This is a genomic window from Microbacterium sp. AZCO, assembly GCF_039614715.1.
Taxonomy (GTDB): domain Bacteria; phylum Actinomycetota; class Actinomycetes; order Actinomycetales; family Microbacteriaceae; genus Microbacterium.
Genome location: NZ_CP154857.1, coordinates 3,623,683 through 3,639,907, shown reverse-complemented (window position 1 = coordinate 3,639,907; position 16,225 = coordinate 3,623,683). Strand labels below are relative to the sequence as shown.

At 70.9% G+C, this 16,225-nt stretch carries 14 protein-coding genes; 6 read left to right on the top strand and 8 right to left on the bottom strand.

The window, feature by feature from the left end; genetic code table 11:
• The first annotated feature begins 26 nt into the window (after positions 1-26).
• Positions 27-2,618 (top strand): DUF4118 domain-containing protein, encoded by a 2,592-nt coding sequence (locus tag AAIB33_RS16640; RefSeq protein ID WP_345801071.1) that lies wholly within the window; start codon positions 27-29, stop codon positions 2,616-2,618.
• Positions 2,615-3,292: a response regulator gene (locus AAIB33_RS16635; RefSeq protein WP_345801070.1), complete on the top strand. Its 678-nt coding sequence runs from the start codon at positions 2,615-2,617 to the stop codon at positions 3,290-3,292. The genes AAIB33_RS16640 and AAIB33_RS16635 overlap by 4 nt, the downstream gene beginning before the upstream one ends.
• Before the next feature lie 47 nt (positions 3,293-3,339).
• Here the strand turns inward: AAIB33_RS16635 and AAIB33_RS16630 are convergent, their stop codons facing one another.
• Genes AAIB33_RS16630 through AAIB33_RS16620 form a run of 3 tightly spaced genes read right to left on the bottom strand, consistent with a single transcriptional unit; the run spans position 3,340 to position 5,669 of the window.
• Positions 3,340-4,242 (bottom strand): TerC family protein, encoded by a 903-nt coding sequence (locus tag AAIB33_RS16630; RefSeq protein WP_345801069.1) that lies wholly within the window; start codon positions 4,240-4,242, stop codon positions 3,340-3,342.
• A gap of 52 nt (positions 4,243-4,294) precedes the next feature.
• On the bottom strand, positions 4,295-5,278 hold the full coding sequence (locus AAIB33_RS16625; RefSeq protein ID WP_345801068.1) for an SRPBCC family protein: 984 nt from the start codon (positions 5,276-5,278) through the stop codon (positions 4,295-4,297).
• A gap of 1 nt (position 5,279) precedes the next feature.
• Entirely contained in the window at positions 5,280-5,669 is a 390-nt protein-coding gene (locus tag AAIB33_RS16620) for a helix-turn-helix domain-containing protein (RefSeq protein ID WP_345801067.1), read from the bottom strand.
• A gap of 91 nt (positions 5,670-5,760) precedes the next feature.
• Here AAIB33_RS16620 and purL point away from each other — a divergent pair, with 91 nt between their 5' ends.
• The 4 genes from purL to AAIB33_RS16600 are packed head-to-tail and all read left to right on the top strand — an operon-like array spanning position 5,761 to position 10,204.
• Positions 5,761-8,121: a phosphoribosylformylglycinamidine synthase subunit PurL gene (gene purL / locus AAIB33_RS16615; RefSeq protein ID WP_345801066.1), complete on the top strand. Its 2,361-nt coding sequence runs from the start codon at positions 5,761-5,763 to the stop codon at positions 8,119-8,121.
• A gap of 9 nt (positions 8,122-8,130) precedes the next feature.
• Complete coding sequence (locus tag AAIB33_RS16610; protein ID WP_345801065.1) at positions 8,131-8,265, top strand: hypothetical protein; 135 nt, start codon at positions 8,131-8,133, stop codon at positions 8,263-8,265.
• A 41-nt stretch (positions 8,266-8,306) separates the two neighbouring features.
• On the top strand, positions 8,307-9,230 hold the full coding sequence (locus AAIB33_RS16605; RefSeq protein WP_345801064.1) for a hypothetical protein: 924 nt from the start codon (positions 8,307-8,309) through the stop codon (positions 9,228-9,230).
• A 53-nt stretch (positions 9,231-9,283) separates the two neighbouring features.
• Positions 9,284-10,204, top strand: coding sequence for a hypothetical protein (locus AAIB33_RS16600; RefSeq protein ID WP_345801063.1), 921 nt, complete (start codon positions 9,284-9,286; stop codon positions 10,202-10,204).
• A 16-nt stretch (positions 10,205-10,220) separates the two neighbouring features.
• On the opposite strand, the gene AAIB33_RS16595 is transcribed toward AAIB33_RS16600, so the two are convergent.
• The 5 genes from AAIB33_RS16595 to AAIB33_RS16575 are packed head-to-tail and all read right to left on the bottom strand — an operon-like array spanning position 10,221 to position 16,098.
• Positions 10,221-11,141 (bottom strand): carbohydrate ABC transporter permease, encoded by a 921-nt coding sequence (locus AAIB33_RS16595; RefSeq protein ID WP_345801062.1) that lies wholly within the window; start codon positions 11,139-11,141, stop codon positions 10,221-10,223.
• The gene (locus tag AAIB33_RS16590; RefSeq protein WP_345801061.1) at positions 11,131-12,066 is read right to left on the bottom strand and encodes a sugar ABC transporter permease; all 936 of its coding nucleotides are present in this window, start codon (positions 12,064-12,066) and stop codon (positions 11,131-11,133) included. Before AAIB33_RS16590 ends, AAIB33_RS16595 begins: the two co-directional genes overlap by 11 nt.
• A gap of 2 nt (positions 12,067-12,068) precedes the next feature.
• Positions 12,069-13,373: an extracellular solute-binding protein gene (locus AAIB33_RS16585; protein WP_345801060.1), complete on the bottom strand. Its 1,305-nt coding sequence runs from the start codon at positions 13,371-13,373 to the stop codon at positions 12,069-12,071.
• A gap of 35 nt (positions 13,374-13,408) precedes the next feature.
• Complete coding sequence (locus AAIB33_RS16580; protein ID WP_345801059.1) at positions 13,409-15,031, bottom strand: FAD-dependent oxidoreductase; 1,623 nt, start codon at positions 15,029-15,031, stop codon at positions 13,409-13,411.
• Positions 15,028-16,098: a LacI family DNA-binding transcriptional regulator gene (locus tag AAIB33_RS16575; protein ID WP_345801058.1), complete on the bottom strand. Its 1,071-nt coding sequence runs from the start codon at positions 16,096-16,098 to the stop codon at positions 15,028-15,030. The genes AAIB33_RS16580 and AAIB33_RS16575 overlap by 4 nt, the downstream gene beginning before the upstream one ends.
• Between the last annotated feature and the right edge of the window lie 127 nt (positions 16,099-16,225).

Sequence of the window (16,225 nt, the reverse complement as noted above, 5' to 3'; positions counted from 1 at the left end):
CGAGGACGCAGGCCTAGGGTGAGGGCATGAAGCGCGGCAGGCTCCGGGTGCTGCTCGGCGCCGCTCCCGGCGTCGGGAAGACGTACGAGATGCTCGAGGAGGGGCGCCGCCTGCTCGCCGACGGCCGCGACGTCGTCGTCGGCATCGTCGAGACGCACGGCCGCGCCGCGACCGCCGCGCTCCTCGACGGGCTGCCGGTCGTGCCGCGGCGCACCCTGCGCCATCGAGACGTCGAGCTCGACGAGCTCGACGTCGACGCGGTCAAGGAGCGGCATCCCGCGATCGCGCTCGTCGACGAGCTCGCCCACACGAATGCCCCCGGCTCGCGCAACGCCAAGCGCTGGCAGGACGTCCAGGAGCTGCTCGACGACGGCATCGACGTCATCACGACGGTCAACGTGCAGCACATCGAGTCGCTCAACGACGTGGTCGAGCAGATCACGGGCATCGCGCAGCGCGAGACGGTTCCGGATGCCGTCGTGCGAGGCGCCGATCAGGTCGAGGTCGTCGACCTCGCCCCTCAGTCGCTCCGCGACCGGCTCTCGGCCGGCTTCGTCTACCCCGCCGAGCGCATCGACGCGGCCCTGTCGAACTACTTCCGCCTCGGCAACCTCACGGCCCTCCGCGAGCTGGCCCTCCTGTGGCTCGCCGACGAGGTCGACAGTGCGCTGAAGCTCTACCGCGCCGAGCACGGCATCCATGGCACCTGGCAGGCCCGGGAGCGGGTCGTCGTGGCTCTGACGGGAGGCCCCGAGGGCGAGACGCTCATCCGCCGCGGCGCGCGGATCGCGGCGCGGTCGGCGGGGGGCGAGCTCCTCGCGCTGCACGTGTCGAGCCAGGATGGACTCCGGTCGGCGACTCCGGGAGCCCTCGCCGAGCAGCGCACACTCGTCGAGTCGCTCGGCGGCACCTATCACCAGGTCGTCGGCGAGGACGTGCCGCGTGCACTCGTCGACTTCGCGCGGTCGGTCAATGCGACGCAGCTCGTGATCGGAGTCAGCCGGCGGGGTCGCCTCGCCGCCGCGCTGTCGGGGCCGGGCATCGGCGCGACCGTCGTGCGGGAATCGGGCGACATCGACGTGCACATCGTCACCCACGCGGCAGCCGGCGGGCGCGCGCGCCTGCCGCGCGTGACGGGCGGCGCGCTCAGCGTCAGGCGGCGCGTGCTGGGCTTCGTCGTCGCCCTCGTGTTCGGTCCCCTCCTCTCCTGGTTCCTCTACGCCTTCTCGGGCGACGCGTCGATCACCGCGGATGTGCTCGCCTACCAGCTGCTCGTCGTGATCGTGGCGCTCATCGGCGGCATCTGGCCGGCGCTCTTCGCCGCGGTCCTCTCCGGCCTCACCCTCGACTTCCTCTTCGTCGATCCGCTGTTCACCGTGACGATCGCCGACCCCGAGCACGCCCTGTCGCTCGTGCTCTACGTCGTCATCGCGATCCTCGTCAGCTGGATCGTCGACCAGGCCGCCCGACGCACCCGCGTGGCGCAGCGCGCCGCCTCCGAGTCCGAGCTGCTCGCGACCGTCGCGGGCAGCGTGCTCAGCGGCGAGAGCGCCGTCCCGGCGCTCGTGAGCCGCACCCGGGAGGCCTTCCGAATGACGGGGGTGCGCCTCGTCGCCGCCGACGGCACGGTGCTCGCCACGGACGGCGAGCCCGTGCCCGACGCCCGGCACATCCGGCTCACGGTGGGCGATCCTGCCGCTCCTCGTGCGACGCTCGAGCTTCACGGCGGGGAGCTGGATGCGTCGGAGCGACGCCTTCTCGACGTCATCGTCGCCCAGCTCGAGGCGGCCCTCGAGCACGGCGACCTCACTCTGGCCGCGCGAGAGGTCGACGCCCTCGCCGAGACCGACCAGGTGCGCAGCGCGCTGCTCTCCGCCGTGAGCCACGACCTCCGGCGTCCGCTCGCCGCCGCAGTCGCCGCCGTCGGCGGTCTTCGGGCGGCGGGCTCCGGACTCTCGGCCGATGACCGGGCCGAGCTGCTCGCGACGGCCGACGAGAGCCTTGCGACGCTGTCGACGCTCGTCACCGATCTGCTCGACGTCAGCCGCGTGCAGGCCGGCGTCCTCGCGGTCTCGCTCGCACCCGTCGACACGGTGGGTGCGGTCCTGATGGCGATCGACGAGCTCGGCCTCGGACCCGACCGCGTCGAGCTCGCCCTCGACCCCGAGCTTCCGCCGGTCCGTGCCGACGGCGTGCTGCTCCAGCGCGTGCTCGTGAACGTGCTCGCGAACGCCGACCGGCACTCGCCCGACGCCTCGCGCGTGCGGATCGCCACGAGCCGGCTCGGCGGGGTCGCACAGCTGCGCGTCGTCGATCACGGGCCCGGTGTCGCGGCCGAGCGCCAGCCCGAGATCTTCGCGCCGTTCCAGCGCCTCGGCGACACCGACAACACGGCCGGCCTCGGGCTGGGCCTCGCGCTCTCGAAGGGCTTCACGGAGGGAATGGGCGGTACGCTCACCCCCGAGGACACCCCGGGCGGAGGCTTGACCATGGTCATCGAGCTGCCCGTCGCGGACCCCGCCTCGGGACCCGCCGCGGGGCAGGCCTCGGATCCCGTCTCGGAACCCGTCTCGGAACCCGCCCCGGACCCCGCCGCCGAACGGAGGCCCCGCTCGTGAAGGTCCTCGTCGCCGACGACGACCCGCAGCTCGTCCGTGCCTTGCGCATAACCCTCGCGGCCCACGGCTACGACGTCGTCGCCGCGCCCGACGGCGCCGCCGCGATCGCGCTGGCGGCACAGACGCATCCCGATATCGTGCTGCTGGATCTCGGGATGCCGCGCCTCGACGGCGTCGCGGTCATCGAGGCGCTGCGCGGCTGGACCGCGGTGCCCATCATCGTCGTGTCGGGACGCACGGGGTCGGCCGACAAGGTCGAAGCCCTCGACGCGGGAGCGGACGACTATGTCACGAAGCCGTTCCAGATCGACGAGCTCCTCGCCCGTCTGCGGGCGCTCTCACGACGAGCGGGCGCGACCGGCGGCGAGCCGCTCGTATCGTTCGGCGACATCGCGATCGACCTCTCGACGAAGTCCGTCACGCGTGCCGGCGCTCGCGTCCACCTGACTCCGACCGAGTGGCGCATGCTCGAGTTCCTCGCCCGCAACCCCGGCGCTCTCGTGACGCGGCAGACGCTCCTCAAGGACATCTGGGGCACCGATCAGGTGAGCGACACGGGGTACCTCCGGCTCTACATGTCGCAGCTGCGCAAGAAGCTCGAGGCCGATCCGGCCCGGCCCGCCCACCTCCTGACCGAGTCGGGCATGGGCTACCGCCTCGTCCTCGACCCCTGACGGCGCCGGGCACGACCGCACCCCCGTCCGCGAGCTCCGGACGGGGCTCAGCCGAGGCCGGCGCGGCCCTCGGAGTCGGGGTCGACCTCGCCTTCGACGGGCTTGGCCGAGAGGCCCACCGCGCCCGAGCCGGGCGCCTTGGAGAGGGCGGCGCCGACGGCGACCGACTCGTCGATCTGCGGGTACGACGGCAGCAGCTGCACGGTCGCGCGCTTCTTGTTCTCGCGACGCGCCTTGTTGCGCGCGACCGCGAGGTTGAGCACCTCGACGAGCACGGCGAACGCCATCGACCCGTAGATCACGGCCTTCTCGACGTGGATGTGGAAGCCCTCGGCGATGAGGAAGGCGCCGATGAGCATGAGAAACGACAGCGCGAGCATCTTCACCGTGGGGTGCTTGTTGACGAACGCGAAGATGAACCGCGACGCGAAGAGCATGATGCCGAACGACAGGATGACGACCGACACGATGATCGCCATGTTCGAGGTCATTCCGACGGCCGTGATGACGGAGTCCAGCGAGAAGACGATGTCGAGCAGCAGGATCTGCAGGATGACCGAGAGGAAGGTCACGGGCTTGGCGTCGTCGGAAGCGTGATCGCCCTCCTCGATCCCCTCGAGCTTGTGGTGGATCTCGGTGACGGCCTTGTAGACGAGGAAGAGACCACCCGCGATGAGGATGATGTCCTTCCACGAGAAGTCGATGCCGAAGAGCGTGATCACCGGCTCGGTGAGCGTGATGATCCACCCGGCGAAGAACACCAGGATGACGCGGATGATCATCGCGAGCGTCAGTCCGAGGTTCCGCGCCCTGGCCTGCAGCTCCTTGGGCAGCTTCGAGGCGAGCACGGAGATGAAGATGACGTTGTCGATGCCGAGCACGAGCTCCAGCACGAACAGCGTCAGGAAGACGGCGATGTTCTCGGGAGTCAGGGCGAGGGAGAAGTCCACACCGCCATGCTAAGGGCCCGGCCCGCCAGGACCGGGCCCCCGCGGCGGGATGTCAGCCGACGCGCTCGAGAACCCCCTCGAGACGCCCGTAGCTCGCCTCCATGCCGTCGGTCATGCCGGTCGCGAGCACCATGTCGCGCGTGTCCTTGTCGGGGTACTCGATGAGGAGCGTGATGAGGGTCGCGCCGTCCTCCTCCTCGAGGTTCAAGTCGTTGAGCGTCGAGGGGAAGTCGGTGCCCGTCATGTGCTCGGTCGTCACCGCCCGGCGCGGCGCCTCGGAGAGGAGCGTCTCGCCGTCGAAGCCGAAGGACTGGCCCTCGGTGCCCTCGAGCGGCTCCCACGCGTAGCGGTACTTCCCGCCGACGCTCGGGTCGACCTCGCACACCGACATCCGCCATCCGTCCGGGCCGAGGAGCCACTGCTGCAGGAGCTCGGGCTCCTGGTGCGCGCGCCACACGAGGTCGAGCGGACCCTCGACGAGGCGGGTGATGCGCACGTGCGTGTCGTCGAGGATCTCGGTCCGCGTGCCCTTGCCCTGCGCATACTCGCGGAGGCTCTGCAGCACGCGGTCGAGCTGATTGAACGCCATCGTGGAGCCCTCGACGCCGCCCATCGCGACGACCTGCTCGAGCGCCTCGGCCGACGTGAAGTACGACGTGTTGACGAGCTTCGACCCCGTCTCGGTCGGCTCGAACGCGAACACGACGCGCATCGTCGGCATCCCCTCGGCAGGCCTGCCCTCGGCGTCGACGAACGAATCGAGCACGGTGAACCCGCGCGGCTCGTCGATCTCGAGGAACTCCCACGCTCCGCCGGCCTTCTCGCCCTTGGGGCTGGTCATGTAGTAGTCCGCACGGCCGCCGACCTCGAAGTCGAAGCGCGGGAACGTCGCGGGCCAGCCGGGAGGGCCCCAGAACCGCTCGAGCTGCGCGGGATCGGTGAACGCCTTCCAGAGGCGATCGACGGATGCCGGGAACTCGGCGGTGAGCGTCATGGTGAGCGCTTCGGGGTCGGTCGTGACGTCGGTGACAGGCATGTCACTCTCCTTCGGTCGATTCTTCGGTGGGTGTCTCGGTGGATGCCTCGTCGAGGGGATCCTCGGCGAGCAGCGCGTCGAGGCGGTCGACGCGGGCGCGCCACATCGCCTCGAAGCGGTCGAGCAGGGTGCGGGCTCGGGCGATCACGGCAGGATCCGCCCGGACGAGGCGCTCGCGCCCTTCGGCCCGCTTGACGACGAGACCGGCGGCCTCGAGCACTGCGACGTGCTTCTGCACGGCCGCGAACGACATGTCGTAGTCGCCCGCGAGTGCCGAGACCGACTGCTCGCGCTCGATCGTGCGACGCAGGATGTCGCGACGCGTCGCCGCGGCGAGCGCGTGGAAGATCCGGTCGATCTCATCGTCTTCGAGCTCCGTATGTACAACCATTTGGTTGTACGTTATCGCTGCCGATGGGAGGCGTCAAGACCCCGATTAGACTGGGACGGTCCGGCGCCCGCGATTCCTGGAGCTCAGCCGCATGACCACCCCCACTTCGTCCTCGCCCGCGCGCCCTGCCGCCGACACCGTAGAGAACGCGGAGGCGACTCCCGAGAAGGAGCAGCCCTTCGCGGCGCTGGGTCTCAAGCCCGACGAGTACGAGCAGATCAAGAGCATCCTCGGCCGGCGGCCGACGAGCGGCGAGCTGGCGATGTACTCGGTGATGTGGTCGGAGCACTGCTCCTACAAGTCGTCGAAGATCTACCTCCGCAAGTTCGGCGAGAAGGTCTCCGACGAGATGAAGGAACGGCTCATGGTCGGCATGGGCCAGAACGCCGGCGTCGTCGACATCGGGGAGGGCTGGGCCGTCACCTTCAAGGTCGAGTCGCACAACCACCCGAGCTACATCGAGCCGTTCCAGGGGGCCGCGACCGGCGTCGGCGGCATCGTGCGCGACATCATCTCGATGGGCGCGCGTCCCGTCGCGGTCATGGACCAGCTGCGCTTCGGCGCCATCGACGACCCCGACACGGCGCGCGTCGTCCACGGCGTCGTCAGCGGCATCTCGTTCTACGGCAACTGCCTCGGCCTTCCGAACATCGGCGGTGAGACGGTCTTCGACGCCGTCTACCAGGGCAACCCACTCGTCAACGCGCTCGCGGTCGGCGTGCTGCGCCACGAGGACCTCAAGCTCGCCAACGCCACCGGCGCCGGCAACAAGGTGGTGCTGTTCGGAGCCCGCACGGGCGGCGACGGCATCGGCGGAGCATCCATCCTCGCCTCCGACACCTTCTCGGAGGGCGGCCCCACGAAGCGCCCCGCCGTGCAGGTCGGCGACCCGTTCGCCGAGAAGGTGCTCATCGAGTGCTGCCTCGAGCTGTACGGCGGCGAGCTCGTCGAGGCGATCCAGGACCTCGGCGCCGCCGGTATCTCGTGCGCGACGTCGGAGCTCGCCGCCAACGGCGGCTCGGGCATGCGCGTCGACCTCGAGAAGGTGCTGCTGCGCGACCCCTCGCTCACGCCCGAGGAGATCCTCATGAGCGAGAGCCAGGAGCGCATGATGGCCATCGTCGCGCCCGAGAAGCTGGATGCCTTCCTCGCGGTCGTCGGCAAGTGGGACGTCGAGACGAGCGTCCTCGGCGAGGTCACGGGTGACGGCCGCCTCCAGATCTTCTGGCACGGCGAGCAGATCGTCGACGTAGACCCCTCGACCGTCGCGGTCGACGGCCCGGTCTACGAGCGCCCGGTCGCTTACCCGACCTGGATCGACGCCCTGCACGACGACTCGGCCTCGGCGCTGCCGCGCTCGAACGACCCCGACACGCTGCGCGACCAGTTCACGCAGCTCGTCGCGAGCCCCAACCTGGCGGACGTCGACTGGGTGACCAACCAGTACGACCGCTACGTCATGGGCAACACGGCCCTGTCGTTCCCCGACGACGCCGGCATGGTGCGCGTCGACGAGAACTCCGGCCTCGGCTTCGCGATCGCGACGGACTGCAACGGCCGCTTCTGCCAGCTCGACCCGTACCAGGGCGCGAAGCTGGCGCTCGCCGAGGCGTACCGCAACGTCGCCGTGACGGGTGCGATCCCCACCGCCGTCACCGACTGCCTCAACTTCGGCTCCCCGGAGAACCCCGAGGTCATGTGGCAGTTCTCCCAGGCCGTCGACGGGCTGTCGGATGGATGCCTCGAACTCGGCATCCCCGTCACGGGCGGCAACGTGAGCTTCTACAACCAGACGGGCGACGTGCCGATCTTCCCGACGCCGGTCGTCGGCGTGCTCGGCATCATCGACGACGTCGCGCGCCGCATCCCCTCGGGCTGGCAGGACGAGGGCGAGAACATCTACCTCCTCGGTGTCACCGCCACCGAGCTGAGCGGCTCGGCGTGGGCCGGGACGGTCCACGGACACCTCGGCGGTCGTCCGCCGGCGGTCGACCTCGGGAACGAGAAGCGGCTCGCCGAGCTGCTGCACGCGGCCTCGCTCCAGTCGCTCGTGTCGAGCGCGCACGACCTGTCGTCGGGTGGCCTCGCGCAGGCTCTCGCCGAAGGCGTCCTGCGCTTCGGCGTCGGCGCGCGTGTGTGGCTCACGGAGCTCATGGAGCGCGACGGAGTGGATGCCGCGACCGCCCTCTTCTCGGAGTCGACGGGCCGCGTCATCGTCAGCGTCCCGCGCGAGGACGACGTGAAGTTCCGCGGGCTGTGCGAGGGCCGCGGCTACCCGGTGCTGCGCATCGGCGTGACCGACGTCGCGGCCGACGGCGAGGCGGCGCTCGAGGTGCAGGACCTCTTCACGGTGCCCGTCGCCGAGCTGCGCGGGCTCTCGAGCGCGACGCTTCCCGCCGTCTTCGGCGCGACGGTCGCCGAGCCTGCCGGCACCCGCGGACCCTCGGCCTAAACTGTGCCCATGGTCGACGAGGAAGAGTACGCCGGGTTCCAGGATGCGCGGCAGCGCCGCGTGAAGGTCACGGCGTGGGTCGTCATCATCAGCCTCATCCTCGTCGGCGGCGGCGCCACGGTCCTCGCCCTGCTGTTCGGCTGATCCCCAGCCCGCGAGCGCGTCCGCAGGGTTAGCATGGCCGAGTGGATCCGCTGTGGGCGTCGATCGCAGAGTTGTGGTGGGTCGCGCCGATCGCGGTCGGTGCGGGGGTGTTTTCCATGCTCGGTCTGAGGCATCAGCGAACGGTCGACGCGCGACGGCTGGAGTACGACGCGGCGCGGCTGGAGCTGCATGACGCGCGCGCGCACGAGTGGTCCACGCGCAGCAGCCTGCGCCTCGCGCGCGCCGAGCTCACCCGCGTGCAGGCGGAGCGGGCGGCATCCCGTGCCACTCCCGCCGATGTCGCCGCCGCGCGCCGTGGCCTGCAGTCGGCCCAGCGCGACCTGCGCGCCGCGATCGCGAACGTCCGCGTGCGGCGCATGCGCGTGAGCTCCGCCCGGGCGGGCCTCGCGGCGGCGAGCGACCCGCAGTACCACCCGCTCGCGCAGGTGATGGGAGTGCACGACACCATCACGACGCGATGGCTCGCGTACGAGACCGACCCCGCGCGCCTCATCGCCTTCCCGCTCATGAGCGACGGCCGCGTGCCGACCACCGCCGCCTATCTCACCGCGCGCGCCGAGGCCCAGGACCTGCGGCCGGCGTCGTCGCGCGCCCGCATCACTCCCGTGCAGTACGTCGCGTACCGCAACGCGGTCGACCGTCTCGGGCACGCCTTCGAGGCGGCCGAGCGTGCCGCGTGGGCCGAGGCCCGCGCGTCCGGCATGGCGCCGCCCGAGCCGAAGCCCGAGCCCGCCGCGGCGGCGTGGACGGCGGCGGCTCAGCAGTTCCTCGAGCGATCGTCGGCGGCCATCGCGTGGGCGACCGAGAACGCCACGTGGGTGGCTGCCCGGGTTCAGGATGCCGCGCCCCCGCGCCCGGAGAAGGCGCCGACGCCACCCCCGGCTGCACACCACGAGCCCGTGTGGCCCGTCCCGTCGCGGGGCACCCAGCGCCCGGCATCCTGATCCCCGAGGAAACCGTCAGGTACACGGACTGACGACGCGATTAGCATGACAGAGTGCAGCCGGTCTTCGAATTCATCGGGGGCTTCTGGTGGCTGGTCTTCCCGCTGTTCGGCGTGCTGGCCTCCATAGGGAGCGCCTGGGAGCGTGGCGCGCGTCGGCGGCACAGGCGGCGCCTCGAGGTGCTGCACGCGAAGGCCGAGCTGAAGGCGGCACAGGCGGCCGCGCGGGGACGCCCGGTGACGGGTCCCATCCCGCAGGCGGCGGGCGCACCCGGTGTGGCCCCGGCCACCGACGTCGCGGCCGCGCCGAGCCAGCTCGAGCGCCTGTTCGCGGCGCACGACGCCGTGACGGCGCGCTGGCTGGAGTACGAGCTCGACGTCGCGAAGCTCATCGCCTACCCGGCCATGAGCGACGGGAGGCAGCCGCTCACCGCCGCGTTCCTGCGGGCGAAGAAGGTCGCCGACGGGCTGCGGCCGCTGAACGCCAAGGCGCGCCTCTCGAAGGAGCAGCTCTCCGAGTACCGCAACGCCGTGACCGACTACGAGGTCGCGTTCGACGTCGCCGAGCGCGACGCCCGCCGCATCAAGGACTCCGGCTTCACCGACGTCGAGCGCAAGCGCCTCGACACCGCCAAGCAGCTGCTGACCGTCGCGATCGACCAGGCGGCGACACCCGCCGAGCGCCAGCTCGCCTACAAGCGCGTGCGCGAAGAGCTCGACGGGCTCATCTCGCTCTCCGACGATGCGATCGTCGTGCTCGAGAAGCAGGTCGGGCACGAGCTCACCGCCGGCCCGACGGGCGCGACCCCGGCTGAGGCCCTACCGGTGGCCGAACCGGTCCGGCTCGACGCCGCGCCCCCGGCATCCCCCACTCCGTCCGCCGGCGCGAGCGCGCCGCACGGCACCTGGCCCGTCCCCGCCCGCGGTGCCGACACCGCCCCCGGTCGCATCACCCGACCCAAGCCCCGCCCCTGAGCGTGGGAGACGGTGCTCAGCCCTTGAGCCCCGTGTGCGCGAGCCCCTCGACGAAGTGCCGCTGCGCGAGCAGGAAGACCACGAGCACCGGCACGACGGTGAGGGTGGTCGCGGCGAGCTGCACGTTCCACATCGGCCCGCCGTAGGCATCCACGTACTGAGTGAGCGCCTGGGGCAGCGTGAACATGTTCTTGCTCGACAGGTACACGATCGGCTCGAGGTACAGGTTCCACGACTTGAGGAACGTGAAGATCGCGACGGCCGCGACCGCCGGACGCGCGAGGGGGAAGGCGATGCGCCAGAAGATGCCCCACCGCCCGAGACCGTCGATGCGGCCGGCCTCTTCGAGCTCCACCGGCAGCGCGAGGAAGAACTGCCGCATGATGAACGTCGCGAGCACGCTGGGGGCGCCGAAGATCGGCACGATGATGAGCGGCCAGTGCGTGTCGATGAGCCCGAGCGCGCTGACGGCGCGGAAGAGCGGGACGATCGTGACCTCGCTCGGCACGAGCAGACCCGTCAGCACGAGCAGGAAGAGCAGATTCACGCCGGGGAAGCGGATGCGGGCGAAGGCGTAGCCCGCGATCGAGGAGAAGAGGATCGTCCCGACCGTCACGAGCACCGCGATGTACAGGCTGTTCCAGTACTGCTGTGCGAACGGCTGCAGCCGGAAGACGTCGACGTAGGCGCCGAAGGTCGGCGACTGCGGCCACAGCGTCGGCACCGAGCTGAGGATCTCGCTCATCGGCTTGAGGCTCGAGGTCGCCATCCACCAGGTCGGGAAGACGAACGGGACGCTGAGCACGGCCAGCACGGCGATGATCAGCGCGCGACCGCGGCGGCGCCGGCGGCGCTCGGGCGACGGCGTGTCGGGAGCGGCCGGCACGGCAAGGGTGGCGTCCACGTCGGCCGTCCTGTCGAGGAGCTCAGTTCTCATGGAACACCCACCGCTTCCGGGTCTGCCACTGGAGCAGGGTCAGGGCGAGCACGATGCCGAAGAGCAGCACGGCGATCGCACTCGCGTACCCGAAGTCGTTGAAGCGGAACGCCTGCTGGAACAGGTAGTACACGAGCACCGTCGTCGAGCTGCCCGGACCCCCGCCGGTCAGCACGGCGATCTGCGCGAACACCTCGAGCGAGCCGACGATCGTGAGGATCGAGACGAGCAGCAGCGTCGGGCTGATGAGCGGCACCGTGATGGAGCGGAAGCGCCGCCACGCACCGGCGCCGTCGAGTCGCGCGGCTTCGTAGAGGTCTTCCGGCACGCCCTGCAGCGCCGCGAGGAACAGGATCATGTTGAGCCCGACGTTCTTGAAGACCTGCACGACGATGACGGCGAGCATCGCGGTCGGGCCCGTGCGCAGCCAGTTGGGGCCGTCGATCCCGAGCAGTCGCAGGAACCCGTTGATGCCGCCGTCGTCCTGCAGCAGGAAGCCCCACACGATCGTCCAGGCGACCAGCGAGACGACGACGGGAGAGAAGAAGATCGTGCGGAAGGCGGTCGTGCCCGGGAGCTTCTGGTTGAGGAGCACCGCGAGGGCGAGCGCGAGCGAGATGTTGAGCACGACGAGCCCGACGGAGAACCACAGGCTCGCGAGCAGAGACGAGCGCAGGCCGGGGTCCGCGACCATCCGCTCGTAGTTGTCGAGCCCCGCCAAGACGAACGAGTTCGCGAGCACATTCCAGTCATGCAGGGAGTACCAGAAGACGGCCCCGAGCGGCAGCACGACGAAGACGATCGCGCCCAGCACGACGGGCGCCGTCATGGCGTACCCCGCGATCCAGTCGCGGTGCGCGGCGGTGAGCCGGCGGGGAGAGGTCCGCCGGCCCACGCCGGTGCCGATCGCGGCCGTCTGCGCCATCGTCAGCCCGCCAGGAGCGGCTCGATGGCGTCGCAGGTCGACGCGAGCACGGCCTTGACGTCGGCGTCGGGCACCCACAGGGCGTCGAGCGAAGCGCGGACGGTGTCTTCGAGCCGCGCGAACTCGACGTGCGAGGGCTTGGTCTCGGCATCCTGGATCCCGTCGACGACCACCGCCTGCAGCTGGTCCTCGCTGAGCTTCGGGTTCGCGGCGGCGAGCGTCTCGGCGTTGAGCAGCGACTCACGCGGCGGCGGGAAGTAGGCGGCCAGCGTCTCGGCGTTCTCGGGGTTCGTGAAGTACGCGAGGAAGTCGGCTGCCGCCTGCGGGTGCTCGCCCGCGGCGAAGACGCCGATCCCGGCCTGCCCGATGACGTTCTGCTGACCCTCCGGACCCGACGGCAGCGGCACGAGGTCCCATCCGAACGACCCGTCGAGCGCGGAGGCGCGGCTGATCTGCGTGATCGTCATGGCCGACTCGCCGGCGAAGAAGTCGGCCGTCGTCCCCGGTCCCGGCATCGCCGCGTCATCGAAGATCGCGTCGTGGATCCAGGTCATGGCATCCACCATCGGCTTCTTGGTGAACTCGCACGTCTTCCCGTCCTCGCTCCAGGGCTCGGCATCCCATCCTCCCCAGATCGTGGCGAGATTCTCCCAGACCTTGTAGTCGAAGTCCCGTACGACGAGGCCCTGCTTGCCGGATGCCTTCGCCGCGGCGGCCGCGATGTCACGGGCCGCGTCGTACGTCCACTTCCCCTCGGCGACGAGGTCGGCGGGATTCGGCTGACCCGCCGCGGCGATCTGGTCGGTGTTGACGAAGACGCCGAAGGGGCTGTTGGAGAACGGGTAGGCGTAGAGGCCGTCGTCCTTCTGCCAGAGCGCGAGCGAGCTGTCGAGCAGGTCGTCGTATTCGTAGCCGTCGGTGCCCTCGAGGGTCGGCTTGACGTCGACGAGGGCGCCGCTCGCGACGAACTGCGGCGCGTAGCTCTCGAGGATCCAGGCCAGGTCGGGCGGGTTGTCGCCGGCGAGCTGCGTCGTCAGGGTGGTCGTGTAGTCGGCGAAGGGGATCGTCTCGAACGTCACGCTCGAGACCTTGTCGGGGTTGTCGGCGACGTACGCGTCGGCGATCTTCTGGAACACGCCGAGCTGCGTCTCGTCGGCGGTCCAGACCGTCATGCGGAGGTCGACGGGTCCGGTCGACTCCGACTGGGAGGGCTGTGCGCCGCCGGAGCATCCGGCCAGCAGGAGAGCTGCGACGGCGGCGATGCCGACGAGTGCTGTGCGACGGTGTCGCGAGAGGGAGTGGTGCATGATCTTTCCTTCCTGTGATCGCAAGGGATGCCGTGTCAGTAGGGGTGCGCCTCGGCGGGCCAGCGCAGCTCGAATCCGGTGGAGACGAGCTCGCGCTGGAAGTCCTCGAGGAGGTCCTGAGCGGCTTGCACGGCGTGCGGCGAGCGCCCGGTGGCGAGGCAGTGCGCGGCGAGGTGGCCTGCGGCCTCGCCGACGTTCCACTCGACGGGGTGCAGGCGGTAGCAGCCGTTCGTGATGTGGGTGGTGCCGATGTCCTTGCCGGCGGCGAGGAGATTGGTGACCCGGCGCGGGATGAGGGCGCCGAGCGGGATCTCGAACGGGGTGGAGGCGACGTCGATGTACGTGTCGCCGCCCGTCGAGGGGTGCAGGTCGATGCGGTACATGCCCACACCGACGCTGTCGTCGTAGCGCGTCGCGCCTCGCTCGCCGCGGACGGCGTATGAGACGTCGTTCTCGGTGACGGTGGTGAGGGCGCGGATGCGCCGCGACTCGCGGTGGTACGGGGCCTGCGCGAGCCCGTCGCTCGTGCCCATGACGTCGGGGCGCAGGCGGAGGCCGGGGAAGCCCGTGCCGCCGTCGGCCCGGGGCGCCTCGGTCTGCATCCAGTAGAGCATCGACAGGCTGAGCTGCCGCGCGTCGGCGTACGCCGCCTCCTCGGTCTCGCGATCGGCGTCGAGCACGGGCTGGAGGAAGTAGTCGATGGTCGGCCAGTTCACGAGGCACAGGTCGCTCGCATAGGCGCCGGGTGCGAAGAGGTCTCGCGCGAGGATGCGCCGGAACACCCAGAGGTCGCCGTCGCCGGCGCTCTTGGACTGGTCGGCGTCGACGAGCAGCGGATCGTCGCCGGGGTTGGGCGTGAAGCTCCGGCTCTCCAGCTCGAGGGTGCGGGGGTTCGGCGCCTGCCACGACACGAGCCGCGCCCCCTGCCACGCCTCGGGGGCGTAGTCGCGCCAGAAGCCGTAGCGCTCCGGCGGGTCGATCGTGTGGTCGCCGTCGACATGCTCGAGGACGAAGCACACGCTGAGGGCCTGGACGTTGCCGGGCTGCGCGTCGGCGGGTGCGCTCGGCTCGCCGGTCTCGCGCTGCGACTCGAACCCCGTGACGTACTCGACCCCGGCGAGCGGCAGGACCTCGCCCGTCTCGGTGGCGTCGAGCACGAACGCCGCCGTCACGACGGTGTCGTCGTCGCCGACGACCGATCCGAGCGTCACCGACGTCACGCGTTCGCCCTCGGCCGTCGCGGCGATGGGCCGGACGCGCCGGAGGATCCGCAGCCGTCCGGACGAGCGGAAGGGCGCGAGCATCTCCTCGATCACGCCGACCGCGACGCGCGGCTCGTGGCACAGCTTCGACACCCACCCCGCGCCGGGATTCAGATCGTCGCGCCGGCGCGCGGCATCCGTGAGCGGGTATCGCCGGCGGTACACATCCCGGATGCCGTCGCGCAGCGCCCGGTACCGCGCCGTGGTGCCGAACCGCTCGACCCAGGGGTGCTCGTCCGGAGGCACGGCCTGCGACGTGAGCTGCCCGCCCAGCCAGGGGTGCTCCTCGGTCAGCACGACCGACGCCCCGCGATCCGCTGCGGCGAGCGCCGCGGCGACGCCGCCCAGACCGCCGCCGACGACGAGCACGTCGCACGTCAGCTCCGCCGCGCTCACGGGGTCACCGCCGGCGGCGCCGCGAGCGTCTGCCCCTCGATGTCGGGGCAGTCCAGCAGATGATGCAGGTCGTCGGGCGGCACGCTCTCACGCGGTGCGGATCCCTGGCGCGGGCGGCTCGCCTCGACGAGGCGGGAGAGGAGCACGAGGGCCCGGGCGCCCATCTCCTCCCGCGGGATGACGAAGCCCGACCACGCGTGCCCGCCCGGCCTGCCGTGGTGCGCCTGCCCGAGCACGAGCATCGACAGGTCGCGCGGCACCTCGACGCCGCGCAGCGCGAGCTCGTCGGCGAGCTCCTCGGGATGCAGCTCCGGTGCCACGAGGACGGCGGTGATGCGGCGCTCGACGATCTCGCGCGCCGTCTCTACGACGTCGTCGACGGAGACGAACCGCGCGGGCAGGCCGTGCGCCTCGACGGCCGAGCGGTAGCCCTCGACGCGGTCGATGCTCGGCTGGTCGGGTCCCTGCGGGCCCACATAGGCGATGCGCTCGTGACCGCGGACGACGAGCCGCTCGACCTGACGCGCCGTGGCCGAGACGTAGTCGGCGCCGACATACGGCAGGCGCATCCCCTCGCTGCGCCGGCGGCCGACGAAGACGAAGGGGTAGTTCGTGTCGAGCAGGTGCTGCAGCTCGCTCTGATCCTCCTGCTGGCCGAGGAGGAGGCATCCATCCGCCACACCCAGCCGGTGCCAGCCCTCTCGCGTGAGCCGGCGTCGACCCTCGACGACACGGGCGCTGGTGAAGAGCAAAATGTCGACGCCCAGCCCCTCGGCCGCCTGCTCGATGCCGTTGAGGAACGGGCCGTAGAAGTCGCGTCCGCGGCCGGGGAAGGTCGCCTCGTACGTGAAGACGCCGAGGATCTGGTTGCGACCGCCCGCAAGGCGCTGGGCCATCGGGTTGGCCATGTAGCCCGTGATGCGGATGGCGTCGAGCACGCGCTGCTTGGTCTCATCGCTGATGCGCACGCCGACGGGGATGCTGTCGTTGAGCACGAGCGAGACCGTCGCCTGGCTCACGCGAGCCAGAGCGGCCACGTCGGCCTGTGTGACGCGATGGTGCAGCACCCGGATCCTCCTCGATCGACACATCGTCGTGTCGATGAGAGTCTGCGGGCAGCTGGTCAGGTTGCCAAGATGATAATGCGCATTATTTCCGTGGCATGCCGATAGGCCGTGGCGCATGACGCCACGC